Source organism: Cytobacillus firmus, assembly GCF_023715565.1.
GTDB classification, from domain to species: domain Bacteria; phylum Bacillota; class Bacilli; order Bacillales; family Cytobacillaceae; genus Cytobacillus; species Cytobacillus firmus_C.
On sequence record NZ_JAMBOJ010000046.1, the window covers coordinates 13,052 to 38,642 of the forward strand.

At 40.2% G+C, this 25,591-nt stretch carries 23 protein-coding genes and 1 pseudogene; 18 read left to right on the plus strand and 6 right to left on the minus strand.

Annotated features, from left to right (window positions below):
• Window positions 1–137: 137 nt before the first annotated feature.
• Window positions 138–839 (plus strand): DUF3993 domain-containing protein, encoded by a 702-nt coding sequence (locus M3205_RS17365; RefSeq protein ID WP_251171078.1) that lies wholly within the window; start codon window positions 138–140, stop codon window positions 837–839.
• 38 nt (window positions 840–877) lie between these two features.
• Here M3205_RS17365 and M3205_RS17370 read toward each other — a convergent pair whose 3' ends face one another.
• Together M3205_RS17370 and M3205_RS17375 are read right to left on the minus strand one after the other, a co-directional pair.
• Entirely contained in the window at window positions 878–1,114 is a 237-nt protein-coding gene (locus tag M3205_RS17370) for a glutaredoxin family protein (protein ID WP_251171079.1), read from the minus strand.
• 60 nt (window positions 1,115–1,174) lie between these two features.
• Window positions 1,175–2,125 carry an MBL fold metallo-hydrolase gene (locus tag M3205_RS17375; RefSeq protein ID WP_251171080.1) on the minus strand — a complete coding sequence of 317 codons (951 nt, stop codon included), beginning with the start codon at window positions 2,123–2,125 and terminating at the stop codon, window positions 1,175–1,177.
• Window positions 2,126–2,310: 185 nt separating this feature from the next.
• Between M3205_RS17375 and M3205_RS17380 the strand changes: the two genes are divergently transcribed.
• The 10 genes from M3205_RS17380 to M3205_RS17425 all read left to right on the plus strand — a co-directional run bounded on the left by M3205_RS17380 (window position 2,311) and on the right by M3205_RS17425 (window position 12,791).
• Window positions 2,311–2,547, plus strand: a complete 237-nt coding sequence (locus M3205_RS17380) for a YkuJ family protein (RefSeq protein WP_035328567.1) — start codon at window positions 2,311–2,313, stop codon at window positions 2,545–2,547.
• Between the two features lie 274 nt (window positions 2,548–2,821).
• Complete coding sequence (locus M3205_RS17385; RefSeq protein WP_251171099.1) at window positions 2,822–2,965, plus strand: hypothetical protein; 144 nt, start codon at window positions 2,822–2,824, stop codon at window positions 2,963–2,965.
• 71 nt (window positions 2,966–3,036) lie between these two features.
• Window positions 3,037–3,483: a cyclic-di-AMP-binding protein CbpB gene (cbpB, locus tag M3205_RS17390; protein ID WP_251171081.1), complete on the plus strand. Its 447-nt coding sequence runs from the start codon at window positions 3,037–3,039 to the stop codon at window positions 3,481–3,483.
• A 61-nt stretch (window positions 3,484–3,544) separates the two neighbouring features.
• Window positions 3,545–5,104: an MDR family MFS transporter gene (locus M3205_RS17395; protein ID WP_251171082.1), complete on the plus strand. Its 1,560-nt coding sequence runs from the start codon at window positions 3,545–3,547 to the stop codon at window positions 5,102–5,104.
• A 144-nt stretch (window positions 5,105–5,248) separates the two neighbouring features.
• On the plus strand, window positions 5,249–6,133 hold the full coding sequence (locus M3205_RS17400) for a LysR family transcriptional regulator (RefSeq protein WP_251171083.1): 885 nt from the start codon (window positions 5,249–5,251) through the stop codon (window positions 6,131–6,133).
• 101 nt (window positions 6,134–6,234) lie between these two features.
• On the plus strand, window positions 6,235–6,945 hold the full coding sequence (dapD, locus tag M3205_RS17405) for a 2,3,4,5-tetrahydropyridine-2,6-dicarboxylate N-acetyltransferase (protein WP_251171084.1): 711 nt from the start codon (window positions 6,235–6,237) through the stop codon (window positions 6,943–6,945).
• Between the two features lie 109 nt (window positions 6,946–7,054).
• A complete protein-coding gene (locus M3205_RS17410) occupies window positions 7,055–8,179 on the plus strand; it encodes an N-acetyldiaminopimelate deacetylase (RefSeq protein ID WP_251171085.1) in 1,125 nt (374 codons plus the stop codon).
• Between the two features lie 234 nt (window positions 8,180–8,413).
• The gene (locus M3205_RS17415) at window positions 8,414–10,168 is read left to right on the plus strand and encodes an ABC transporter ATP-binding protein (protein WP_251171086.1); all 1,755 of its coding nucleotides are present in this window, start codon (window positions 8,414–8,416) and stop codon (window positions 10,166–10,168) included.
• An 11-nt stretch (window positions 10,169–10,179) separates the two neighbouring features.
• Window positions 10,180–12,003, plus strand: a complete 1,824-nt coding sequence (locus M3205_RS17420; RefSeq protein ID WP_251171087.1) for an ABC transporter ATP-binding protein — start codon at window positions 10,180–10,182, stop codon at window positions 12,001–12,003.
• Between the two features lie 128 nt (window positions 12,004–12,131).
• Entirely contained in the window at window positions 12,132–12,791 is a 660-nt protein-coding gene (locus M3205_RS17425) for a potassium channel family protein (protein ID WP_251171088.1), read from the plus strand.
• 108 nt (window positions 12,792–12,899) lie between these two features.
• Here M3205_RS17425 and rnjA read toward each other — a convergent pair whose 3' ends face one another.
• Both rnjA and M3205_RS17435 read right to left on the minus strand, forming a co-directional pair.
• Window positions 12,900–14,567 carry a ribonuclease J1 gene (gene rnjA, locus M3205_RS17430; RefSeq protein WP_251171089.1) on the minus strand — a complete coding sequence of 556 codons (1,668 nt, stop codon included), beginning with the start codon at window positions 14,565–14,567 and terminating at the stop codon, window positions 12,900–12,902.
• A gap of 3 nt (window positions 14,568–14,570) precedes the next feature.
• The gene (locus M3205_RS17435) at window positions 14,571–14,783 is read right to left on the minus strand and encodes a DNA-dependent RNA polymerase subunit epsilon (RefSeq protein ID WP_095244074.1); all 213 of its coding nucleotides are present in this window, start codon (window positions 14,781–14,783) and stop codon (window positions 14,571–14,573) included.
• A gap of 611 nt (window positions 14,784–15,394) precedes the next feature.
• On the opposite strand from M3205_RS17435, the gene M3205_RS17440 reads away from it, so the two are divergent.
• On the plus strand, window positions 15,395–16,171 hold the full coding sequence (locus M3205_RS17440; RefSeq protein WP_251171090.1) for a Cof-type HAD-IIB family hydrolase: 777 nt from the start codon (window positions 15,395–15,397) through the stop codon (window positions 16,169–16,171).
• Window positions 16,172–16,238: 67 nt separating this feature from the next.
• Here the strand turns inward: M3205_RS17440 and def are convergent, their stop codons facing one another.
• Both def and M3205_RS17450 read right to left on the minus strand, forming a co-directional pair.
• Window positions 16,239–16,790 carry a peptide deformylase gene (gene def, locus M3205_RS17445; protein WP_251171091.1) on the minus strand — a complete coding sequence of 184 codons (552 nt, stop codon included), beginning with the start codon at window positions 16,788–16,790 and terminating at the stop codon, window positions 16,239–16,241.
• A gap of 172 nt (window positions 16,791–16,962) precedes the next feature.
• Window positions 16,963–17,097, minus strand: coding sequence for a YjcZ family sporulation protein (locus M3205_RS17450; protein ID WP_081757237.1), 135 nt, complete (start codon window positions 17,095–17,097; stop codon window positions 16,963–16,965).
• A gap of 261 nt (window positions 17,098–17,358) precedes the next feature.
• Between M3205_RS17450 and M3205_RS17455 the strand changes: the two genes are divergently transcribed.
• From M3205_RS17455 to lpdA, 6 genes and pseudogenes are all read left to right on the plus strand, one after another.
• Entirely contained in the window at window positions 17,359–18,027 is a 669-nt protein-coding gene (locus tag M3205_RS17455; RefSeq protein ID WP_251171092.1) for a YkyA family protein, read from the plus strand.
• A gap of 591 nt (window positions 18,028–18,618) precedes the next feature.
• Window positions 18,619–19,865 (plus strand): annotated as a pseudogene (gene ltrA / locus M3205_RS17460) (group II intron reverse transcriptase/maturase).
• A gap of 621 nt (window positions 19,866–20,486) precedes the next feature.
• Window positions 20,487–21,602: a pyruvate dehydrogenase (acetyl-transferring) E1 component subunit alpha gene (gene pdhA, locus M3205_RS17465; RefSeq protein WP_251171093.1), complete on the plus strand. Its 1,116-nt coding sequence runs from the start codon at window positions 20,487–20,489 to the stop codon at window positions 21,600–21,602.
• Between the two features lie 3 nt (window positions 21,603–21,605).
• Window positions 21,606–22,583 (plus strand): alpha-ketoacid dehydrogenase subunit beta, encoded by a 978-nt coding sequence (locus M3205_RS17470; RefSeq protein ID WP_251171094.1) that lies wholly within the window; start codon window positions 21,606–21,608, stop codon window positions 22,581–22,583.
• Window positions 22,584–22,667: 84 nt separating this feature from the next.
• Window positions 22,668–24,014, plus strand: a complete 1,347-nt coding sequence (locus M3205_RS17475) for a dihydrolipoamide acetyltransferase family protein (protein ID WP_251171095.1) — start codon at window positions 22,668–22,670, stop codon at window positions 24,012–24,014.
• Window positions 24,015–24,020: 6 nt separating this feature from the next.
• The gene (gene lpdA / locus M3205_RS17480) at window positions 24,021–25,430 is read left to right on the plus strand and encodes a dihydrolipoyl dehydrogenase (RefSeq protein ID WP_251171096.1); all 1,410 of its coding nucleotides are present in this window, start codon (window positions 24,021–24,023) and stop codon (window positions 25,428–25,430) included.
• The last annotated feature ends 161 nt before the right edge of the window (window positions 25,431–25,591 follow it).

Consider the following 25,591-nt stretch of genomic DNA (forward strand, 5'->3'; position numbering starts at 1 on the left):
GTAGATTCTTAACAAGAAAAGAATTTTTCTGTCAAAATACACAAGAATTTGGAGAACGAAAGCAAGTATCAGGAAATTTATTTGCTGGTAAAATTGAAGGTACAATCTTAGTGATCGATAAAGAAAGGGAGAGTGGAATGTACAAGCACCTAACAGGAATTATTATCACAATTGCAGTCATGATCGCAGCGAATCCTTTTCATACTTATGCGGAGGGAAATACTAATAAAGAAGAGGTATATGAATTCCTGCAGAATGCTTTTGAAGCCCAGGTTGAGCTTAGCGAAGAAGAGCGAAGCATGAATGAAGTGGAAGAATTGCTTAACCCCTATTTTTTTGAAGAAACTAAAAATCAGTTTCTGAAAGAAAACCTGATTTCAGAAAAAGGCAAATACTTTACCCTGGGAGGAGATGCAGCCGCATACTACATTCCGTTTTTCACGTATTCAGATAATACAAAAGTTGTTGAAGAAAACGGTAAAATATATGTGTATGAATATTTTCAGGAAAACCATGAAGGACCGGTTGGCTATGACAGTCATTATGAGGGGATCTTGCTGGAAGAACAAGGCGGGAATATGAAAGTCGCAAAATTTCTGGGTGAAAATATTCCCGAGAAAATAATAAACAAAGCTGAGGACGGGCAAGAAGAGGCAAAGCAAACCTCTTTTAAAACTCCTGATACAAATTGGCTAAATATGCCTTCCTATCAATTAGGATTCCTGTTAAATCCATTTGATGCCATGTTTCGGTCAGGAAGCATCCTTTTAACAGATAATCAAAGTATAATTGGTTTATTTGAACAGCAGGATCTTAACGGACAGCTGGCAGCCAATTAATAGAGCTTAAAAGCTTAACGGGCTTTTAAGCTCTTTTTTTATTCTTTTCCCAGAGCTGATTTTAGTTCTTCCAGCTCAAATCCCCTAATGACGGTGTCCCCGATAACCACAGTTGGCGTGGAAAAGGAGTTGTACTGCTTTGTCAGCTCTTTATGTGCAGCGGCATCTTTTTTTATGTCTTTAATTGTATAGGCATATCCATTCTCATTCAAAAACATCTTTGTGATTTCACAGGGCGGACAATCCGGCTGTGTATATAAAACAATCTCTTTCAATGTTTGTATCCTCCCGGTCTTTTGTTACTTTATCATAAAGCAGGATCATCCAGCAGGCAATCAGTTTACTTTATGCAGGTAATCAATCAATCCCATCGAGCAAACAGAGATATCCAGAGATAGAATCTCATATACAGGATGGTCAGATGGTACACCTTTTCCATTTAGGTCTGCTTTTATTTTTTCTTCAAGGATGGCTTGGGCTGCCTGTGTCTGCTGATTTATAGAGCTACCTCCTGATATTGCAGCTTCACCAGCATCCATGAATATCGTAAGCCAATTTCTTATTTGTACATAGACTTCCTTTGGGTTTGAACTCATGCCGTAATGGCCAAAGAAAATAAATTCAAGGTCCATTTTTTCGTACATGTCAATGGATTCGAGCATTTTGACTGGACTGAACTGGTTTGGTGAAGTCGAAGGCAGATATAATTCAATCCCAAGCTCTTTCAACTGCGGATAAAATACACCTGCAGTATCTCCCGTAAACATCCCATTTAAGGCAGGGTGATAGATACTGAAGTGGTGATTGGCGTGTCCGGGCGAATGGTAAAATTTCAGAGTGCAATTTGGGCCTATTTCAAGATCTTCATTATGTTCTTTAGTGATAATCTTCTCCTCTGGAACAGGCAATATTGGATTAAACAGTTCATCGAATTGATCACCATAAACAGCTTTTGCACCTGCAATCAAGCGTGAAGGGTCTGCTAAGTGCCTGGCACCTTTCGGGTGTACTATTACCTTTGCGTTTGGACAATGGGTTAATAATGCGCCTGTGCCGCCGGCATGATCAAGATGAATATGTGTCAGGATGATATAATCAACTTCCTCCGGTGTAAAGTGAAGCTGGTTGAGTCCTTCCAAAATATAGGGGATGGAGGGACTGGCAGAGGTTTCAATCAAAGTGAGCCTTTTTTCTGTTAAAACATATGTACCGGTACGTTTTTCCAATGAAAGGTCATAATCATCAATTAAATATAGGTTTTCGGCCAATTTTTCAGGTTTTGCCAAAAAAAATCACGTCCTTTATAAAGCTTTTACTTGTACAAACACCTTACAATATTTTATTCTGTTAATATTGGTATGTAAAGCATCGTGCTTGAATATTCTGAATTTATTTCGTTAGGATAGAAACATACCAAAAGAGAAACCTAAATGTGAATTCTGGGTTTTGTTTTGGAAAGGAGAGAGAGAGCATGTCACAGCTTCAAGGTATATTAACACGCTTAAAAAGCTTACAGGAACAAGCAACAGGCGGAGAGCCTATGCAGAGATTTTTCGAGGTGAATGGTGAAAGAAAATGCCAGGTAACTTTTCATCCGAAAAATGAAACATTTGAGCTGGAAGTATATAACGATAAAGAAAAGCCAAAAAGATATCAATTCGACAACATTGATATGATCACAATCGAAATTTTCGATTTGATTCAATAATTCACCACATACATAAGGGGCCTTTTGGCCTCTTTTCTTATATGTTCCTTTATAAATCAATTGCCAGAGGTGTGAAATGTATTACTTTCTCATAATTATGCTGTTTTTTACTGTTCTGCTTTTGCTTGCAGATTTAATTAATACAAAAAAAGAAGTAATAAGAATTAGGGAAATTATGGAAGATATGAAAGAAATTTTAAAAGACAATAAAGGCTCGTAACCTTAGGTATTGAGAACAATAAGCTGTATATTATCTAAGTTGAGGTGAAGCCGAATGATGCCAACTGTAAAATGTCCGGGCTGTCGGGCAGAAAAAGAAATTGATTCTGTATTAACTGCACAATCAAATCAAAATGTTATTTTTCATTGTCCTGACTGCGGCTATGAAGTCAAAGACATTCAAACCAGTAAAGGATAATAGGCGCAAAATGCTGAAGACTGTGATAAAATGGTTAAGAAGTATAACTAATTTTTGAGGAGTTTTCGGTGATGATCAGTCTTCATAGCGAGGAATTTTTAGGATTTAATATTAGTGATTTCATGATTCCTTCTGAACGGGTAGCACATGTGCAGGTTGGAAATAGCCTGGAGCATGCCCTCTTAGTACTAACGAAAAGCGGATATACAGCAATTCCTGTACTGGACCCTCAATACAAGCTGCAGGGCTTAATCAGCACACCCATTATTATGGATTCCATTCTTGGTCTCGAGCGGATTGAGTTTGAACAACTGGAGAAAAAAAGGGTTGAAGAGGCTATGAACTCAAATATTCCAAGGCTTGATTCTGAATCTTCTATCCAGCAATCGATCGCGCTATTAGTTGACCATCCATTTATTTGTGTTGAAAACAAGGAAGGCTATTTTGAGGGAATACTTACCCGCAGAACAGTATTGGATCAACTAAACAAACATATCAGACGGTTAAATAAACAATAAAAATTAGCTCCCCGCAGTGGGAGCTTGCTTTATTTTCAACTATGAGTATTCAGACGGGTTTATGGCCGAATTTTCGGATTTATTCTTGGAGGGGAAATACTTGAGTCAAAATTTACATAAAATACCTCAAGGAAAGAGGAAAGTGACAAAAAAGCATTTTGTGCTGGCTTCAGTAATGCTTGCCATGTTTATGGGGGCCATTGAAGCAACCATAGTGTCAACCGCGATGCCTGCCATTGTCGGGGATTTAGGTGGATTTGCTTTATACAGCTGGGTGTTTTCAGCATATCTATTAATGAATGCTGTGACTGTTTTGATTTACGGCAAGCTTTCTGACTTATTTGGGCGGAAGCCCGTTTTAACGTTCGGAATTATTATCTTTTTAATTGGTTCCATTTTATGCGGTTTTGCAGAATCAATGACTGCACTGATCATTTTTAGATTAATCCAGGGTTTTGGTGCCGGAGCAGTCATGCCGATTGCAACAACCATTGTCGGGGATATTTATACAAAAGAGGAAAGGGCACAGGTGCAGGGGTATTTATCAAGCGTTTGGGGAATTTCAGCGATCATGGGCCCTGCAATCGGCGGACTGCTGGTTGAATTCGTCAGCTGGCGATATGTTTTTTGGGTTAACATTCCGCTTGGCATCATGGCTATTGCAGGTCTATGGCTTTTCCTTCATGAAAATGTGGAAAGGAAAAAACACCAGATTGATTATGCCGGAGCTGTGCTATTAACTGTTTCCATTTCATCTCTCATGTTTGTGCTTGTGGAGGGAGGAACAAATTGGGCATGGAATTCCATTGAAGCCATAAGCCTATTATCGGTCAGTGTAATTGCCTTTGTTTTATTTATCCTGCAGGAACAAAAAGCTGCAGAACCAATAATGCCTTTTAATATATGGAAGGAGAAGCCGTTATTAATTGCTAATCTGGCTTCCTTAACCACTGGTGTCATGCTTATAGGAATTTCCAGTTTTCTGCCTGCATTTGTACAGGGAGTCATGGAAAGATCTCCGATTGTAGCCGGCTTTACACTTACTACGATGTCGATTGGATGGCCAATTGCTTCAGCAGCGGCAGGCAAGCTGCTTTTAAAAATTGGTTTTAGAAGTACATCTGTCATAGGCGGAGTGTTTTTGATAGTGGGGAGTATTATGTTTGTTACACTCACTCCCGAAGCGGGACCCGTATGGGCAGCAGCGGGGAGCTTTCTGGTCGGAGCAGGCATGGGCTTAACCACTACAGCTTTTATTGTATCCATTCAGAGTACAGTAGAATGGAATCAAAGGGGTATTGCCACTGCTGCCAATATGTTTATGAGAAATCTGGGCAACACTATTGGAGCAGCCTTGCTTGGCGGAATTTTAAACAGTCAGATCAAATCTTATATACAGAAGAATGGTGAAGGCATAGACGCCAGCTTATCGTTAGATTCAGCTAATGTATTATTAAATGAAGATGCGAGAAACAGTATGGATGAGGGAATAAAGGAAATTCTGCAGAATGGCCTCACCGTTTCACTTCATTCGGTGTATTATGCAGTGCTTTTATTTGCCGTGATAAGCTTCTTATTGGTCATTGCACTACCAAAACATGAAAAGGAAATTGCCGATTAGGCGCATGTAAATCTCTGCATTTATAGTGCAGAGATTTTTTATGTTTCACTCCTGGAACTTTGTATCTAAATCATTATCAATGATAAAGAAATTCAAAAGTAATTAGGATATACTATAAGAAAAAGTTATGAAGGGAAGATGTTTATGTCTTCACTTACAGAATTTCATCTTTTATCTGTGCTGGCACAGGAAATGAATATGAGGAAAGCGGCTGAGCGTTTATTTGTATCGCAGCCGGCGCTTTCACAGCGTCTTGTGAATATTGAAAAGGAATGGGGGAACAAGCTATTCCTCCGCTCTCAAAAGGGACTGTCTCTGACACCGGCAGGAGAAATTGTTATTCAATTCGTAAATGAAGTTCTGGTCAAAGAAGAAAAAGTAAGGGAATCAATTAGTGCCCTCAATTCGGAGATTCATGGAACGTTAAAAATTGCAGTTGCATCAATTGTTGGACAGAATTGGCTGCCACAGGTTCTTAAAAAGTTCGTTAGCCGCTATCCCCAGGCAAAAATTTCTCTGATCACAGGCTGGAGCAGTGAAATATTAAAATCTCTTTATGATGATCAGGTTCATATTGGAATTATCAGAGGAACTCCGGATTGGAAAGGGATTAAAATCCCTTTATTTAAGGACAGTCTTTATTTGGTTGACACAGAGATTACAAGACCCGAGCAGGTTCTTGAAACAGACCGGCCATTTATTCAATTTAAGAGTGATTCAAACTATTATCAGGAAATACAGGACTGGTGGCTGCGGCAGTTCAAAACTTCTCCAAAAAGGACAATAGTAGTTGACCAAATTGAAACATGCAAGCAAATGACTTTCAATGGAATAGGGTACGCCATTCTCCCGGCCATTACGCTGAATGGTGCAGAGAAAAATATTTTCAAGATTCCGCTGCTTGATGAAAATAATTTGCCAATTAAGCGTGATACGTGGCTCCTGGGGTACGAATCTGCCTTTCAGCTCAAGCAGGTGCAGGCATTTGTTGAGTTAATAAAGGAGCATATTGAAGAAGAAAGACAATGATTTTCCGTTTTCTTATCCATAGTTATTTTTCTTGTTTTCAGTGCTTTTGTTTGTTAAAGTAATCCTAGTTGCAATGTTATACATAGAGGAGGATTTTTATTATGAAAATGATGGATGCAAATGAGATTATTTCTTTTATCCAGAACAGCACAAAATCCACACCTGTAAAAGTTTATATTAAAGGTGAATTAGAAGGAATCGACTTCGGAGCCTCTGCAAAGGCCTTTATAAACGGCAGCACCGGGGTTGTGTTTGGTGAATGGTCTGAAATTAGCCAGGCAATTGAAACAAACCAGTCAAAAATTGAAGATTATGTGATTGAAAATGACCGCAGAAACTCAGCGATTCCAATGCTTGATATGAAAAATATTAAAGCGCGCATCGAGCCGGGTGCCATCATCCGTGACCAGGTAGAAATCGGTGATAACGCTGTAATCATGATGGGTGCTTCCATTAATATCGGATCAGTGATTGGTGAAGGTACAATGATTGACATGAATGTTGTACTTGGCGGAAGAGCTACAGTCGGAAAGAACTGTCATATTGGAGCAGGAACTGTATTGGCCGGTGTTATTGAGCCTCCTTCAGCAAAACCAGTCGTTGTAGAAGATGATGTCGTTATCGGAGCTAATGCGGTTGTACTTGAAGGTGTAACCGTCGGTAAGGGAGCTGTAGTTGCTGCAGGTGCTATTGTCATTGATGATGTGCCGCCATATACAGTGGTGGCAGGTACACCAGCTCGTGTGATTAAAGAGATTGATGAAAAAACGAAGTCTAAAACAGAAATTAAGCAAGAACTTCGCCAATTATAATAGTTTAAAAAGCGTGGATCTCGATCCGCGCTTTTTCTAAAGGATTAATTTAGATTGCTATTTTGTGAAGAAATATATAGGGGCATTTTTAACAAGGGGGAAGCTAGTTTTGGTCACAAATAATCCATTCGTTTTATTACGGCGGGAGCTGCATAAAATACCGGAGTTAGGGTTCCGTGAATTTAAAACACAGCAGTTTCTATTAGATTACCTATATTCTCTCCCTCAGGACAATTTGGAAATTAAAACTTGGAAAACGGGGATTTTTGTAAAAATCAACGGTGTGAATCCTTCCCGGATGATTGGATATCGTGCTGATATAGACGGTCTTCCTATTATTGAGGAGACAGGCCTGTCGTTCAAATCCGAGCATAGTGAGCAAATGCATGCCTGCGGACATGATTTTCATATGTCTATTGCACTCGGTCTAATAACAAAATTCACAGAAGATCGCATTAACGATGATTTACTGTTTATATTTCAGCCGGCAGAAGAAGGCCCTGGCGGGGCAGAACCCATGCTTAAATCTGACATAATGAAAGAATGGAAGCCTGATATGATATTGGCACTGCATATTGCTCCGGAATATCCTGTCGGAACCATCGCATTGAGAGAAGGCTTGCTGTTTGCAAATACGTCGGAACTTTTCATTGATTTGAAAGGAAAAGGGGGACATGCCGCATACCCGCATAATACCAATGATATGGTCGTGGCAGCATGTACCCTGGTCAGCCAGCTTCAGTCCATCATTTCGAGGAACGTGGATCCCCTGGACAGCGCAGTCGTTACAATTGGAAAAATAACAGGTGGCACTGTTCAAAACATCATAGCTGAAAAAGCAAGGCTTGAAGGTACCATTCGCACTTTGTCTCCAGAATCAATGAAGAAGGTAAAAAGCAGAATTCAGGCACTTGTTAAAGGCATTGAAGTTGGGTATGAATGTGAAGCTTCCATCAATTATGGCAGCATGTATCATCAGGTTTACAATGAGGAGATCTTAACAAGAGAATTTATGGAGTTTGTCCGTTCCAGTACAGACATTAATGTGGTGGAATGCCGTGAAGCCATGACAGGTGAGGACTTTGGCTATATGCTTGAAGAAATTCCGGGGTTTATGTTTTGGCTTGGGGTCGATTCAGAATATGGACTTCATCATGCCAGGCTGAATCCAAATGAAAATGCAATTGAAACCGCAATTGAATTGATTGCAGCATATTTAAATTATAAAGGCTAAGGCACTATACAAAGCTGATTTCAAAGATTCCAAATAGGGTCTGGGAAATCAGCTTTTTGCTTGCAATTTATACGGGCAGCATGGAGAAGCAAAATATTTGGAAAATAGTTGTTTGATTTCAAAAAAAGTGCAAAATCAAACAAAAAGGGGTGGAAAAATACTTCGAAACTCGATATATTTAATATTACGTTCTAACTTTTCTAATTTTTCCGCAAATTAAAAGGGGGAATGCAGATGGAGACATTTAAAAAGTTAAAGCAGTATTACTGGCCATTTAAACATTACTTTATTTGGTCCATATTTTTTCTGTTTATTGTGACAGCAATAACAGTTGTCTATCCAATGATTCTGCAGTTGACGATTGATGAAGTTGTCATTGGAGGAAATTATGGGTGGATCCCTTATTTGGCTTTAGGTTTTATTGCCATAATGGCCGTGAAGGGAGGGGCGACTTATATTCATCAGTACACAGGTGATTTATTTGGAATCACATCGGTTTATAAGCTTAGAAATGTACTTTATGAAAAACTGCAGTTTCTGCCTTTTAGATATTATGATAATGCCAAAACAGGCGATTTAATGTCCCGGCTGACTGCAGATGTCGAGGGATTCCGGTTCTTTCTTTCATTCGGATTTTCTGAACTCATTCGTTTTGGTTTATTGATCCTTATCAGTATGTCAGTTATGTTTTATTATTCTATTCCGCTGGCTATTGTCACACTGATTACGCTGCCCTTTCTTGCGGTAGTCACCTTTAGATTCGACAAAGCTGTACACCCCGCATTCCGGGGTGTCCGAAAATCATTCGGGCACCTGAATACAAAGGTTCAAGAGAATATAAGCGGAATTAATACTGTGAAATCATTATCCCGAGAAGATTTCGAGATTAATAAATTCAATGACTCTAACAGTGATTATAAGGATAAATATCTTTTTACATCTGATATTTGGGCCAAATATTTTCCGTTAATGGAGTTTTTGGGCAATTTAAGTGTTGTACTGCTTCTGGCATACGGCGGTTATCTTGTTATGGCAGGCAGTTTGAAACCAGGGGAACTTGTCGCTTTTTATAGCCTTGTCTGGTATATTATGTGGCCAATTATGAACCTGGGCTTCATCGTTAACCTATTTTCACAGTCGAAAGCCTCTGGAGAGCGGCTCATTGAGATCCTGGAAGCAGATATTGAGATTGAGGATGCTGATACATGTATAAAGGCAGAGCGTTTGCATGGTGATGTCGAATTCCGCAATGTTACACTGAGGTACTCCGAGGATGTCAATGACGCATTATCGGATATTTCATTTCATGCTGAGCCAGGAAAGGTGATTGGGTTAATCGGCTCTACAGGCTCTGGGAAAACGAGCTTAACGCAGCTTATGACAAGATTTTACGAGCCTGTTAAAGGGGATGTAATGATTGATGGGGTAGATGTGCAGGAATACTCTCTTCAATCTCTGAGAAGAAACATCAGCTTTGTTCTTCAGGAATCTTTTTTGTTTTCTTCTTCGATTAAATCGAATATTGCATTTGGGAAGCCTGATTCAACCATGGAGGAAATTATTGAAGCTGCCAAACGTGCACAGGCTCATGAATTTATCATGGAGCTTCCTGGTCAGTACGATACTATTCTTGGCGAGAGGGGCATGGGGCTATCAGGCGGCCAGAAACAAAGGATTGCGATAGCGAGGGCAATTTGTGCAGATCCCAGCATTTTAGTTCTGGATGATGCAACAAGTGCTGTGGATATGGAAACGGAATTCCGAATACAAAAAGCTTTGAAGGAAGTAATGGCTGATCGAACTACATTTATCATTGCCCATCGGATTTCATCCCTTAAGCATGCAGATGAAATACTTGTACTTGAGAACGGGAAAGTGGCTGAGCGGGGGACACATGAAAAGCTGCTAAAAAATAATGGCCCATATCAGCGGATTTACGATATTCAGTATCAGGACCGTGATAAGGTTCTCCAATCAAATGCAGGCTAGGAGGGGTGTCCTTGAAAAAAACTAAATCGAAAAGTGACAATTTGTTAAACAGGTTCCAGTACTCTGCTGACGAAGTAATCGAAAAGCCATTTAACTGGAAGCAGATGCTGCGCTTATTCAGTTATATGGAACCTTACAAAAAAAATTTACTCCCGTTCTCTATTATTATGGTATTAATTAATACAGCAGTCAGGTTGATCATTCCTATCCTAATCGGTGTGTATACATTAGATAAAGCGCTAATTGAAAAGGACGGGCGGTTGCTTGCTGTTCTAGTAGCTTTGATTGCAGGCCTTTACACGATTTCGTATGCTGCAAATTATTTCAGGATTAAATGGATGAATAAGCTCGGCCAAAGTGTTATTTATGATCTTCGAAAACATTTATTTACACACGTACAGACGCTATCGCATCGGTTTTTTGATCAGCGTTCAGCAGGTTCCATACTGGTGAGAATCATGAATGACATTAATTCCCTTCAGGAGCTTTTTACAAATGGAGTTATTAATCTTTTAATGGATTTGATCATGCTGGCAGGGATTTTTATTATTTTATTTACATTAAGTCCTGAACTGACTCTGGCAATAATGATCATCCTGCCGATCATGATTTTTATTTCAACCAGTTTGCGGAGAAATATCCGCAGGTCCTGGCAAACTGTCCGGTTAAAACAATCCAAATTGAATTCTCACTTAAATGAGAGCATTCAGGGGATAAGGATTACTCAGTCTTTTACACAGGAAAAAGAGAACATGGCATTCTTTGATGGTGTGAATACAGAGAACTTTGAAAGCTGGAGGGTTGCCTCCCAGAAAAACGCTATGTTCAGGCCACTGGTTGAAGTGACCAATGCCCTCGGTACCGCTGTACTGATTTGGTTTGGGGCCCATCTGATTCAGGCCGGAACAATATCAATAGGTATATTTGTTTCTTTTGCCTTTTATTTAGGGATGTTTTGGGAGCCTATTTCCCGGCTTGGCATGGTATATAACCAGTTGCTCATGGGTATGGCTTCCTCTGAAAGAATCTTTGAATTTCTTGATGAGGAACCAATCGTATCTGAAAAGGAAGATGCTGTGAATTTACAGGAGATAGAAGGCAAGATAGAATTTGATAATGTCACTTTTTCTTACGATGAAAAAAGAACAGCCTTAAATGGTGTTTCCCTTGAGATAAAAGCAGGGCAGACAGCAGCGCTTGTCGGTCATACAGGATCTGGAAAAACAACCATAGCGAACTTAATTAGCCGTTTTTATGATCCCACAGCAGGTACTGTAAAAATAGATGGCTATGATTTACATGATGTTTCTTTATCAAGTTTGCGCAAGCAAATCAGTGTTGTCCTTCAGGATACTTTCATATTTTCCGGTACAATTTGCGATAACATCCGTTTTGGCAGGCCTGATGCAACGGATGAAGAAGTAGTAGAAGCAGCCAAAGCCGTCGGTGCACATGGGTTCATTGATAAACTTTCAAATGGATATGAAACCGAAGTGGAGGAGAGAGGCAATATTTTATCGGTTGGAGAGAGGCAGCTGCTTTCCTTTGCCCGTGCCTTGCTTGCAGACCCGCGTATTCTTATACTTGATGAAGCTACTGCCAGTATCGATACAGAGACAGAGATGAAGATCCAGCAGGCATTAAAGACACTTTTGAAGGGCAGAACGGCCATAATTATCGCACACAGGCTGTCGACGATCCGGGAATCCGATCAAATCTTTGTGCTCGATCATGGAAATATTTTAGAGCAGGGGAATCATAACGAATTGATGAATGCAAAAGGTGAATATTTTCATTTGGTTAAGGCACAATTCAATATGCTTGAAGCAATTTAGTGAACAAAATAAAACCTCCGGTCGGAGGTTTTATTTTGTCAGTGGAAGTAAGGTCTAATAGCTTTACTGCTGTTTGTGCTGTTATGGTATTATTGTCTATATTGCTAACTTTGCTGGGGGAAGATAGGATGAAGAAAGAATTTGCTGTTATCGGACTAGGACGTTTTGGAGGAAGCATCTGCCATGCTCTGGCCGAAGAAGGCATGGAAGTTATGGCGATTGATGTAAATGAAGACCGTGTGAACGAATTTGCAAGAGTTGCTTCGCATGCAGTAGTTGGCGATACCACAGACGAATCCGTTATCAAGAGTTTGGGAATACGTAATTTTGACCATGTTATTGTGGCGATCGGCGATAATATTCAGGCCTCTATCCTGACAACTTTAATTTTAAAAGAGGTAGGAGTTAATAAGATTACGGTTAAAGCGCAGAATGATTATCACGCTAAGGTATTGAGGAAAATAGGGGCAGATCAGGTTGTTCACCCTGAAAGGGATATGGGCAGAAGGATTGCCCATAGTATTGTATCAAATAATGTACTGGATTATCTGGAGCTCTCTGATGAGCATAGCATAGTAGAAATCGTGGCTAATGAAAAACTTGCCGGCCACAGTATTATTGATCTCGATATCCGGGCAAAATACGGAATCAACATTGTAGCAATTAAAAGAAAAAATGAAATTATCGTATCTCCGCAGGCGAATGAAAAAATACAATTTGACGATATTCTTATTGTTATTGGAGCAGATGTAGATATCAATCGCTTTGAAAAGAAAGTGATGTCATAATCATCAGAAAAAGGCTGTATCGCGCACATGAGCGATACAGCCTTTTTCTCTGTCAATATTTAAAAACCGTATTTCAAGTAAAACAGGGTTTTTCTATTATGCAATATTTTAAACTTCCATGATAATCGGCAAAATCATTGGACGGCGCTTGGTTTTTTCATAAAGGAAAGGTGCAAGCGTGTCGGTAATTTCATTCTTGATTTCTGACCATTGAGTTGTCCTGCGTTCCATAACCTTGCTTAAGTGTTTTGTGATGAGTGACTGTGCGTCATTGATTAAATCTCCGGATTCCCTCATATAGACGAATCCGCGGGAAATTAAGTCAGGTCCTGCAGCAATTTTGAAATCCTTCATATTGATGCTCACTACGACGACCACTAAACCTTCTTCAGAAAGAATACGGCGGTCCCGTAAAACAATATTTCCGATATCACCGATTCCGCTTCCATCAATATAAACAGACCCAGACGGGATTTTTCCGGCTACCTGAGCAGAATCATCGCTGAGAGCCAGAACTTCACCATTATCCATGATAAAGCAATTTTCTGCCTCAACTCCACAATCTACAGCCAATTTGGCATGCATTTTCTGCATTCTGTATTCACCGTGAATCGGCATGAAGAATTTTGGCTTTATTAAGCGTAGCATAAGTTTCTGTTCTTCCTGGCCGCCATGACCGGAAGTGTGAATATCGCTTAATTTACCATAAATGACTTCTGCGCCTGCGCGGGAAAGTCTGTCAATCGTTCTGCTGACACTAATTGTGTTCCCTGGAATAGGTGATGAAGAGAATACAACCGTGTCGCCAGGAATGATCTGTATCTGGCGATGCGTTCCATTGGCAATTCTTGAAAGGGCGGCCATCGGCTCTCCCTGGCTTCCTGTACAAAGAATTGTTACCTGGTTGGCAGGAAGTCTGTTAATTTGATGTGCATCAATAAATGTATCTTTTGGTGCCTGTATATATCCTAATTCCTGTCCAATATTTATGGCTGCTTCCATACTTCTGCCAAAGACAGCAATTTTTCTGCCATTTGTAACGGCTGCTTCAGTCACCTGCTGAAGACGGTGGATGTTGGAAGCGAAAGTGGCAAAAATAACCCGGCCTTCGACTTTTCTGAAAATGTCATGAATGCTTTCGCCAACTCTGCGTTCAGACATGGTGAATTCAGGTATTTCACTGTTTGTGCTGTCAGAAAGCAGGCAAAGTACGCCTTCTTTACCGATTTCAGCCATTTTGGTCAGGTTAGCCGGCTCACCTACAGGAGTAAAATCAAATTTAAAGTCCCCGGTATGAACAACTTGTCCAGGAGGTGTTTTGACAACGATTCCATATGAATCAGGAATACTATGAGTTGTTCTGAAAAAAGTCACGGAAGTTTTTCTGAATTTAATGATATCGTCTTCCTTGATTTCATGCATAGTCGTCTGTCTTAACAGTCCGTGTTCTTCAAGTTTATTTCTAAGGAGCCCCAGAGCAAGCTTTCCGCCGTAAACCGGGATGTTAACTTCTCTTAGAAGATATGGAATTCCTCCAATATGGTCTTCATGTCCGTGAGTGATAAATAACCCTTTAATTTTATCTTCGTTTTTAACTAAGTAAGTGTAATCAGGAATAACATAATCGATTCCAAGAAGTTCGTCTTCAGGAAATTTAATTCCGGCATCAATCAGGATAATTTCATCCTGGAATTGCACAGCGTAAGTGTTCTTCCCGATTTCGCCAAGTCCGCCCAGGGCAAAAACGGCAGTTTGATCATTTTTAACAAATTTCATAAATTACTCAATCTCCAATACTTTAAAGTCTTCACTTTGTTTTTCATACTCCAGGAAATCTCCCTGAACAGATGCTACAAATTCAATATTATAGTTGCGGTCAGCCAGCTTTTTGCGAACGTCTCTTTCAGAATCGCCTTCCACAAAAATAGTTTTTGTTTTTTCTCTAACCGGTACCTCTGTCTTGGAATCCTGATAATATACCTTGAAAATCATTTCTATCTCTCCTTAATCCGATAAAAAACTTTTATCTAATATATAAAATAATAACATGTATTACATGTTTTTTCCTGAGGGATATGAATATTAATTCTTCTTAATGCCAAGACGCTTCCGAATCTATGTAAAAAGTATACTAATAACCAATTTACAATAAGGAAGGAGCCCTTCGCAAGTTTGAAGGGCTCAAATTTGTCAGGCAATAGATTTTTTTCGAAGCATTTCATTCCACTGTTTTAAGAGCTTCTTTCTCAGCTTCTTTAACATAGTGGATCAACTCCTTACTTTCTATTTTAAACGATCCTTGTCCAAAGTAAAGGAAGCAAGGACGTTTTCACACGATTTTTTAATTAATGGGGCTTTTTTTGTGGCTGTTCAGCTCCACCGGGCTGCTTTTTTAAATCTGCGTCCTTTGCGGGCAAGGGGATTCCGCTTTTCTTAATTTTATTATATGGTAAAATAAATGAATTTATCGTGGGTAAAAATGGAAATTATTATTCTTTTTAGCAATGAAATTGACTTTTTCACTTTATGGGTTTAGTGTTTTATTACGATAAAACATGTAATGAAAACCAGCAGAATATTGCTTGAAAGGAAGATTGTTTTAAATGAAAAAGATTGTTTTCTTTGATATAGATGGGACCTTATTGGATCACGAGAAAAATTTACCTGATAGTACGAAAGAGGCAATAGAAAAGCTGAAAAAGAACGGAACCTTTGTGGCGATTGCTACCGGCAGAGCTCCCTTCATGTATGAGAACCTTCGCAGTGAACTTGATATTGATTCATATGTAAGCTTTAATGGCCAATATGTAGTATTTGAAAACGAGCCGATATACCGTAATCCACTAAGAACGGCTGAAATTGAAAAACTATATCGGCATGCACAGTCAAACGGACATCCATTAGTGTTTATGAATGAGAAAACAATGAAAGCTTCAGTATCCCATCATCCATTTATAGAGGAAAGCATGGGGAGCTTAAAGTTCCCTCACCCTGAGGAAGACAGGGAGTTTTACAGCGGAAGGGAATTATATCAATCACTGCTGTTCTGCGAGAAAGAAGATGAGGAAAACTATATTTCTTCATCTGCATATCCTGACTTTGGTTTTATCAGATGGCACCAATATTCCGTAGATGTATTGCCTGCTGGCGGGTCCAAAGCTGAAGGGATCAAGCAAATGATTAAAAGACTCGGATTTGATTTGAAAGATGTATATGCCTTTGGAGATGGGCTAAACGATATAGAGATGCTGAATGCTGTCGGAACAGGGATAGCAATGGGTAATGCAGAAGAAGTGGTAAAGAAGGCAGCAGATCGTGTAACATCAGGAGTGGACCAGGAAGGTATCTGGAAGGGATTAAAAGAGCTTCAATTAATATAGCATCGAAAAAGCCTCCGGTTTCATAGCTGGAGGCTTTCTTTTATAATGCTGTGAATGCATCGGCATACTAACGTTCCACAGCAATTGCATTTTCGATTGGCTGATAAGGATTTTGTTTGTTTATGTGATCATAAAACATGATTCCGTTTAAATGATCAATCTCGTGCTGGAAGACAATCGCAGGCAGACCTTTCAGCTTGAGTTTTACTTCATTGCCATCCAGGTCAATGCCTTTAACAGTAATTTTTGAATATCGGGGCACAAACCCGGGAATGGATTCATCAACAGACAGACAGCCTTCTCCTGCAGCCAGATAAGACCGCTGGACAGAATGGCTGATAATCTTAGGGTTGAAGAATGCATAACTGAACAGCTCGCCGTTATAGGTGACATGGACAGCAATCATCCTTTTGGAAATATTAATTTGAGGAGCAGCTAATCCAATGCCTGCCCTTAATCCATACTTAGCAGCAAGCTCTGGATTCTGGCTGTTTTTTATATAGTTCATCATTTCCCTAAGTATCAGTTTTTCTTCTGGAGATGGAGGCATGTTTACTTCCGCGGCAATTTTCCTCAAGGTTGGGTGGCCATCGCGAATAATATCTTGCATGCTCAGCATGGTTATCACTCCCGCTATGTAATAAAGATTAAAAAAATGGCTAAATTATTGGCAAGAAACCATCTGCAAAGCAAAAGGTTTGCCTAGTTTACCTTAATATTAATATATACAGTCTATCAGAGCGGAGGAAAAAAGTTAATAAGAGAAGGCGCTTTTGCACCTTCTCAAGTTATTAAAACTTCCAGCAAGCGCAGCCAACTATGATTAAGAGAATGAATAATACTACAATTAACGCAAAGCCTCTGCCGCAGCCGGCACCCGCTACTGGATAACCGCATCCATAACCGTATCCGCCATATCCGTACATGAAGGATAACCTCCCTAAAGTAAGATTATCGTCCATTTTTTTTCCTTGCCACATCGGACGATTAATATAGCCTATGTTTTAAATGATGAATGGTGTAGGCCTATGCCCAAGTCTTAAAGGAAAAATGCAGCGATAAACTTTAAATACACTTCTAAAAAGGACAAATTGTGAGCTGTTGTGAAAAGTGTCAAACCAAAGGGCTATTGTCAAACAGGGCGGGTACCTTTATAGTTAAAATGTTATAAGTAAGGAGGTTTCAACGTGTCAATTTTGAGCAAAAGCAGACTGTTGCGTGTTTTTATAATCTTGGCTATCTTCCTCTCAGGCTGTATGAACAAGCCAAAACCAGAGGAAAAAGTATATGATGTTCTGGAAAATGTAGTTGAAAAAGAAAAGGACTTTGAAAAGCAGCAGGAACCGCTTGTAAAGCTGGAGAAAAGAGAAAAGGAATTATACGATAAAATTATCAACCTGGGAATGAAGGACTTCGAGGAGATTAAGAAGTTGTCTGATGAGGCAACCTCGATTGTGGATAAGCGGAAGAATCATATGGAGAAAGAGCAGGAAAGCATCCGGGCATCCAAAAAGGAATTTGAATCTTTACCTCCTATAATAGAGGATATAGAGAGCCAAAAGCTGAAAGATAAAGCTAAAAAACTGCACGAAATTATGATGGAAAGATATAAAATACATGACACTCTTTATGAGAACTATTCCAAAGCGCTTAAACTGGATAAAGAGCTGTACGCAATGTTTAAAAAGGAAGACCTTACTCTCGAGCAGCTTGAAGATCAAATTAACGAAATAAATGAAATGTATGAAAAGATATTGTCTTCAAATAAGCAATTCAATGAAAGAACAAAAGAGTATAACGAAGCAAAACTGGATTTCTATAAAGAAGCAGGGATCGAAATAAATACAAATGAATAATATTAATGCCGGCATGTAAATGCACGGCATTTTTTAATGTGCGCCCGGCATGGGTGCAGTCTATAGGGTGAAAGTCCCGAGCCATGAAGGCAGTAGTAGTGGTTAGCTTAACGCAAGGGTGTCCGTGGTGACGCGGAATTTGAAGGAAGCGAGCGGCAAACCTCCGGTCTGAGGAACACGAACTTCATATAAGGCTAGGTACCATTGGATGAGTGTTGCATTACAAAACAAAGTCCTTACTGCCGAAGGTGGTACAGAGTAAATGGAGCAGATAGATGGAGGGAAAGACTGCCCCCTTACCCGGGGAGGTCTGGTTGGAACGCCAAGTACACTTGGTAACCTATCTAGCAATAGGTAGCTGAACAACCAGAAGTCAGCAGATGTCATAGTACCTACCCTACTCGAGATGGTAAGGGAAGGACTGAACAATTAGGAAGAACGAGAACTAGGCATATAATTCCTGTATAGAAGCAGACAATCCGAAAGGACTTACTTGAAGGAGGAAGTGGTGAATTCCACAGGGGGCTTCATGAGGGTGGAGCAGGAATAACATAATTAGATTTCTACGTTCACGTCGAAAGGAAATAGCACATGTTAATGGATATGATACTGTCACGGGAAAACTTAATAGAAGCACTTAAACGTGTGGAGAAGAACAAAGGAAGTCACGGCATAGATGGAATGTCCGTTAAATCCCTACGAAGACACCTCTATGAAAATTGGGACACCCTTTGTGATTCATTAAGGAAAGGTACCTATCAACCTAACCCAGTCCGTCGAGTCGAAATTCCGAAACCGAATGGTGGGGTAAGATTATTAGGAATACCGACCGTGACAGACCGGTTCACTCAACAGGCAATTGCCCAAGTTCTAACCCCAATTTTTGACCCAAGCTTCTCAGAACATAGTTATGGGTTTAGGCAAAACCGAAGAGGTCATGACGCGGTTCGTAACGCAAGGGAAGGTTATAGATGGGTAATTGACATAGACTTGGAGAAATTCTTTGACAAAGTGAACCATGATAAGTTAATGGGGATATTAGCAAGTAGGATCCAAGACCGATTGGTCTTGAAGCTAATACGTAAATATCTCCAAGCAGGAATCATGATAAATGGTGTAGTCTATGATGCCGAGGAAGGAACACCACAAGGAGGCCCACTGAGCCCTCTTCTTTCTAATATCCTTTTGGATAAGGTTGATAAAGAGTTAGAAAGGAGAGGTCACAAGTTTGTCCGCTACGCCGATGACTGTAATATTTACATGAAATCGAAGAAAGCTGGAGAACGAGTGATGAACTCAATTACATGCTTTATTGAGCAGAAATTAAAGCTTAAAGTAAACAGAGAGAAATCAGCGGTTGATCGCCCGTGGAAACGAAAGTTCCTTGGCTTTAGCTTTACGGTTAATAAGAAACCGAGGTTCGAATAGCAAACGAAAGCATCAAAAGGATCAAAGCTAGAATACGGGAATTAACCTCCCGTTCTAAATCAATTCCTATGGAAGTTAGAATCGAGAAACTAAATCAATATCTAACGGGATGGTGTGGATATTTTGCCTTGGCTGATACAACAAGTAAGTTTAAAGAATTCGATGAGTGGATTAGAAGAAGACTTCGTATGATTGAATGGAAACAATGGAAGAAACCGAGGACAAGAGTAAGAAAACTCAAAGATCTAGGTGTTCCTGACCAGAAGGCATACGAATGGGGAAACTCCAGAAAGAAATATTGGAGAATAGCCTCTAGTCCAATCCTACACTAAACCCTCAATAACTCTTATTGGAGTAATCGAGGGCTCAAAAGTCTATATCAAAGATATGAATTTCTGCGTCAAACTTAATTGAACCGCCGTATAAGAACGGTACGTACGGTGGTGTGAGAGGTCGGGGGTTAGCCACCCCCTCCTACTCAATTTTTGGGCTTTCAATGCGTATGGAGACATCGGGTCATTATGAATCCGCTTACTTAAATTTTTATTCCAAAATAACGATAGGTGAAATTTCTTTACTATAACACATGAAAATATAATAGTTTTTTATAATACAGATATAGTGCAAGCGTTAATACAGTTATGGAATTTGAAATGGAATATATAAAATATGGTAACTGTAAAAAAACAATAAGCAAGGTAATTGACGAAGTTCCTGAAGGTATATTAAACTTAATCTCGTAAGTATTTCTGTATCAATTTTGTTGCAAAATTAACTGATACAGAATATGATAGTTAAAGATGAACAGAAAGACGTTTTTTTAGAAGTGATATGTGGAACACTAGTTGTAAGTATGCATATAGCAGAAAAGAACGTTCTGCCATTTAGAGATGCTAATAAAAACATGCTTGGAAAAGTACTTTTTTGCTTTTTGAAAGAGTATCTAATATGGCTTCGTTTTGGGTAACCTAAATTTTGTGTATAAAAACTCTTAAATTAACGTCTTTTTATGAAAGGAAAGGGTGACTGATATGGCTTCTAAAACAAAGAAGGCACAATTCGATGCGAAAAAACAGCTCGAAACAGTTGAAGAACAGTTCCAAACTCTACAAATTTTAAATGAAGAAGGCAAGGTTGTTAATGATTCAGCAATGCCTGACTTAAGCGATGAGCAGCTTCAGGAATTAATGCGCCGCATGGTTTATACCCGCATTCTTGATCAGCGTTCTATTTCACTTAACAGACAAGGCCGTTTGGGCTTCTATGCTCCTACTGCCGGACAGGAAGCTTCCCAGCTTGCATCTCATTTTGCACTGGAGAAGGAAGATTTCATTCTTCCAGGTTATCGTGATGTGCCTCAAATCATTTGGCACGGCCTTCCGTTATACCAGGCTTTCCTATGGTCCCGCGGGCACTTCGAAGGCGGTAATATGCCTGAAGGTGTAAATGTCATTTCACCTCAGATTATCATTGGAGCACAATATATTCAGACTGCAGGGGTTGCCCTTGGCATGAAAAAGCGCGGCGAAAAGAAAGTTGCCATCACTTATACTGGCGACGGCGGTGCTTCACAAGGTGACTTCTATGAAGGCATCAACTTTGCAGGAGCATTTAAAGCACCTGCTATCTTTATCGTGCAAAATAATCGCTTTGCAATCTCTACTCCTGTTGAAAAACAATCAGCAGCTAAAACAATTGCACAAAAAGCAGTGGCAGCCGGTATTCCTGGAATTCAGGTTGACGGCATGGATCCGCTTGCAGTCTATACAGCTGTACGGGAAGCTCGTGAACGTGCAATTAATGGAGAAGGTCCTACATTGATCGAAACGCTGACTTACCGTTACGGACCGCACACAATGGCTGGAGACGATCCAACACGCTACCGTACTTCTGACCTTGATAATGAATGGGAAAAGAAAGATCCTCTTGTTCGTTTCCGTAAGTTCCTTGAAGATAAGGGTATCTGGAATGAAGATATGGAAAACGAAGTAATTGAACAAGCAAAAGAAGATATTAAAGAAGCTATTAAAAAGGCTGATGATACACCTAAGCAAAAGGTTACTGACCTTATGAACATCATGTATGAAGAAATGCCTTACAACCTAAAAGAACAATATGAAATATACAAAGAAAAGGAGTCGAAGTAAGCCATGGCGCAAATGACAATGATTCAGGCAATTACTGATGCTCTACGCACAGAATTGCGCAACGATCCGAATGTATTGGTATTCGGTGAGGATGTGGGCGTAAACGGCGGCGTTTTCCGTGCTACCGAAGGCCTTCAAAAAGAATTTGGCGAAGAACGTGTATTTGATACACCTCTAGCTGAATCCGGAATCGGCGGTCTGGCAGTAGGTCTTGGTTTACAGGGCTTCCGTCCGGTACCTGAAATCCAATTCTTTGGATTCGTTTATGAAGTAATGGATTCTATTTCCGGCCAGCTGGCACGTATGCGTTACCGTTCTGGTGGAAGATATAATTCGCCGGTTACAATCCGTTCACCATTCGGCGGAGGGGTACATACTCCTGAAATGCATGCTGACAGCCTTGAAGGTCTAATGGCTCAGCAGCCTGGATTAAAGGTTGTTATCCCTGCAACTCCTTATGATGCAAAGGGGCTGCTTATCTCAGCTATTCGCGATAACGATCCTGTTATTTTCCTTGAGCATATGAAATTGTACCGTTCTTTCCGCCAGGAAGTACCTGAAGAGGAATACACAATTCCACTTGGAAAAGCAGAAGTTAAACGTGAAGGTTCTGACGTTACAATTGTAACTTATGGGGCAATGGTCCATGAATCTTTAAAAGCTGCTGAAGAGCTTGAAAAAGAAGGGAAATCTGCAGAAGTAATCGACTTGCGTACAGTTGCACCTCTTGATATTGAAACAATTATTGCTTCTGTTGAAAAGACAGGAAGAGCAATTGTTGTTCAGGAAGCACAGAAACAAGCTGGTATCGCAGCTAGTGTTGTGGCAGAAATCAATGACCGTGCAATTCTTAGCCTGGAAGCACCGGTCCTCCGTGTAGCTGCACCAGATACGGTATTTGCTTTCCCGCAGGCAGAGACAGTATGGCTTCCAAACTATAAAGATGTAATTGAAACAGCTAAAAAAGTACTTGAATTTTAATTGAATAACTAATGACACAAGGGGGAAAATATCCCCCTGACGTGTTTTACTAGAACGATTGAAAAAATAGGAGGGTGAATTCCATTGGCATTCCAATTTAGATTGCCTGATATCGGTGAAGGTATCCATGAAGGTGAAATCGTCAAGTGGTTTGTAAAGCCGGGTGACGAAGTACAAGAAGATGACGTGCTTTGTGAGGTTCAAAATGATAAAGCGGTTGTAGAGATACCTTCGCCAGTTAAAGGTAAAGTAGAAGAAGTCCTAGTTGAAGAAGGTACAGTTGCAACTGTAGGTCAAGTATTGATTACTTTTGATGCTCCAGGATATGAAGACCTTAAATTCAAGGGAGACCATGAAGATGAGGCTCCTAAAGAAGAAAAAACAGAAGCACAGGTACAGGCAACTGCTGAAGCTGGCCAGGATGTAAAGAAAGAGGAAGCTCCTGCTCAGGAAACACCAAAAGAAGGCGTCGTTATTTCTGAGACGGATGTGGATCCTAATCGCCGCATTATTGCTATGCCTTCAGTAAGAAAATACGCTCGTGATAAAGGTGTAGATATTCGCCAGGTAGCTGGAAGCGGCAAAAATGGCCGTATCCAGAAAGATGACATAGATGCATTCTTAAATGGCGGTTCTCAAGCTAATGAAGCGCCTGCACAGAAAGCTGCTCCACAAGCCGAAGCAAAAGAATCTGCACCGGCAGCTGCACAAGCAATTCCTGCTGGACAATATCCTGAAACCCGCGAGAAAATGAGCGGAATCCGTAAGGCTATTGCAAAAGCTATGGTAAATTCTAAGCATACAGCTCCACACGTTACATTAATGGATGAAATTGATGTTACGAAACTTGTTGCACACCGCAAGAAGTTTAAAGAAGTTGCAGCGAATAAAGGAATTAAGCTTACATTCCTTCCATATGTGGTAAAAGCATTAACAAGCGCATTGCGTGAATTCCCAGCGCTAAATACTTCAATTGATGATGCAGCAGGTGAAATCATCCAGAAGCACTACTATAACATTGGTATTGCGGCAGACACTGAAAAAGGTCTACTTGTGCCAGTTGTTAAGGATGCAGACCGCAAATCTACATTTGCGATTTCAAATGAAATCAATGAATTGGCTGGTAAAGCACGTGACGGCAAACTTGCTCCGGTCGAAATGAAGGGTGCTTCTTGTACTATCACAAATATCGGTTCTGCAGGCGGACAATGGTTCACTCCTGTCATCAATCACCCTGAAGTTGCTATTCTTGGAATTGGCCGCATTGCTGAAAAGCCTGTAGTGAAAGATGGAGAAATTGTTGCTGCTCCAGTATTAGCATTATCACTAAGCTTTGACCACAGAATTATTGATGGAGCAACTGCACAAAATGCATTGAATCACATCAAGCGTTTACTGAACGATCCAGAACTATTGTTAATGGAGGCGTAATTACAAATGGTAGTAGGAGATTTCCCAATTGAAACAGATACTATAGTCATCGGTGCTGGTCCAGGGGGATATGTTGCAGCAATTCGTGCAGCACAGCTTGGACAAAAAGTTACAATCGTAGAAAAAGCTAATATGGGCGGAGTTTGTTTAAACGTTGGATGTATTCCTTCAAAAGCTTTAATCGCAGCAGGCCACCGCTACGAAAATGCTAAGCACTCAGATGTAATGGGAATTACAGCTGAAAACGTTAAAGTTGACTTTACAAAAGTGCAAGAATTCAAATCCGGTGTAGTCAAGAAGCTTACTGGCGGAGTTGAAGGACTTTTAAAGGGAAATAAAGTTGACATCGTGCGCGGTGAAGCATACTTTGTTGATGGTAATACCCTTCGTGTAATGGATGAAAATTCAGCACAAACTTACACGTTCAAAAATGCAATTATTGCAACAGGATCCCGTCCTATTGAATTGCCGACGTTTAAATTCTCTAAGCGTGTTCTTGATTCAACAGGCGCTCTTGCTCTTCAGGAAATTCCTGAGAAAATCGTTGTAATTGGCGGCGGTGTTATCGGAATTGAACTTGGAGGAGCTTATGCGAACTTTGGTTCACAAGTAACGATCCTTGAGGGTGCAGATGATATCCTAATCGGATTCGAGAAGCAAATGTCATCACTTGTTAAACGCAACCTGAAGAAAAAAGGTGTTGAATTCATTACGAAGGCACTTGCTAAGGGTGTTGAAGAGAATGAAAATGGAGTTACTGTTAAGTTTGAAGAAAAAGGCGAAGAGAAGTCTCTTGACGCAGATTATGTATTTGTTATGGTCGGAAGACGTCCAAATACAGATGAACTAGGCTTAGAGCAAGCTGGTGTTAAGATGACTGAACGCGGTGTTATTGAAATTGATAAACAATGCCGTACTAGTGTGAGCAATATTTATGCGATTGGTGACATTGTTTCAGGTCCTCAATTAGCTCATAAAGCTTCTTACGAAGGCAAGATTGCAGCTGAAGTAATTGCAGGCCACAACGCAGAAATTGATTACTTGGCTATCCCAGCGGTTGTATTCTCTGAGCCTGAATTAGCTTCTGTAGGCTATACTGAGCAGCAGGCTAAAGAAGAAGGAATCGAAGTGACAGCAGCGAAATTCCCATTTGCAGCTAACGGCCGTGCCCTTGCACTTGATTCCACTGACGGATTCTTAAAACTTGTAACACGCAAGGAAGATGGACTTGTAATTGGTGCGCAAATCGCCGGTGCTAGTGCTTCTGATATGATTGCTGAGCTAGGATTGGCTATTGAAGCAGGCATGACTGCAGAAGATCTTGCAATGACTATTCACGCACATCCTACATTGGGTGAAATCACAATGGAAGCAGCAGAAGTTGCTATTGGAAGCCCAATTCACATTGTAAAATAATTATACAAAAAAATCCTTCCCTGCCAGGGAAGGATTCAGTTTGTAGACAAAAGGGGTTCGGAATAGTCTCATTCCGGACCTCTTTTTTGAATTTTATTGGCTTTGAAGCATTTTCAGATGATGATAGACCTCTCCGAGGTCATCTTCTAGGCCATTTCTGG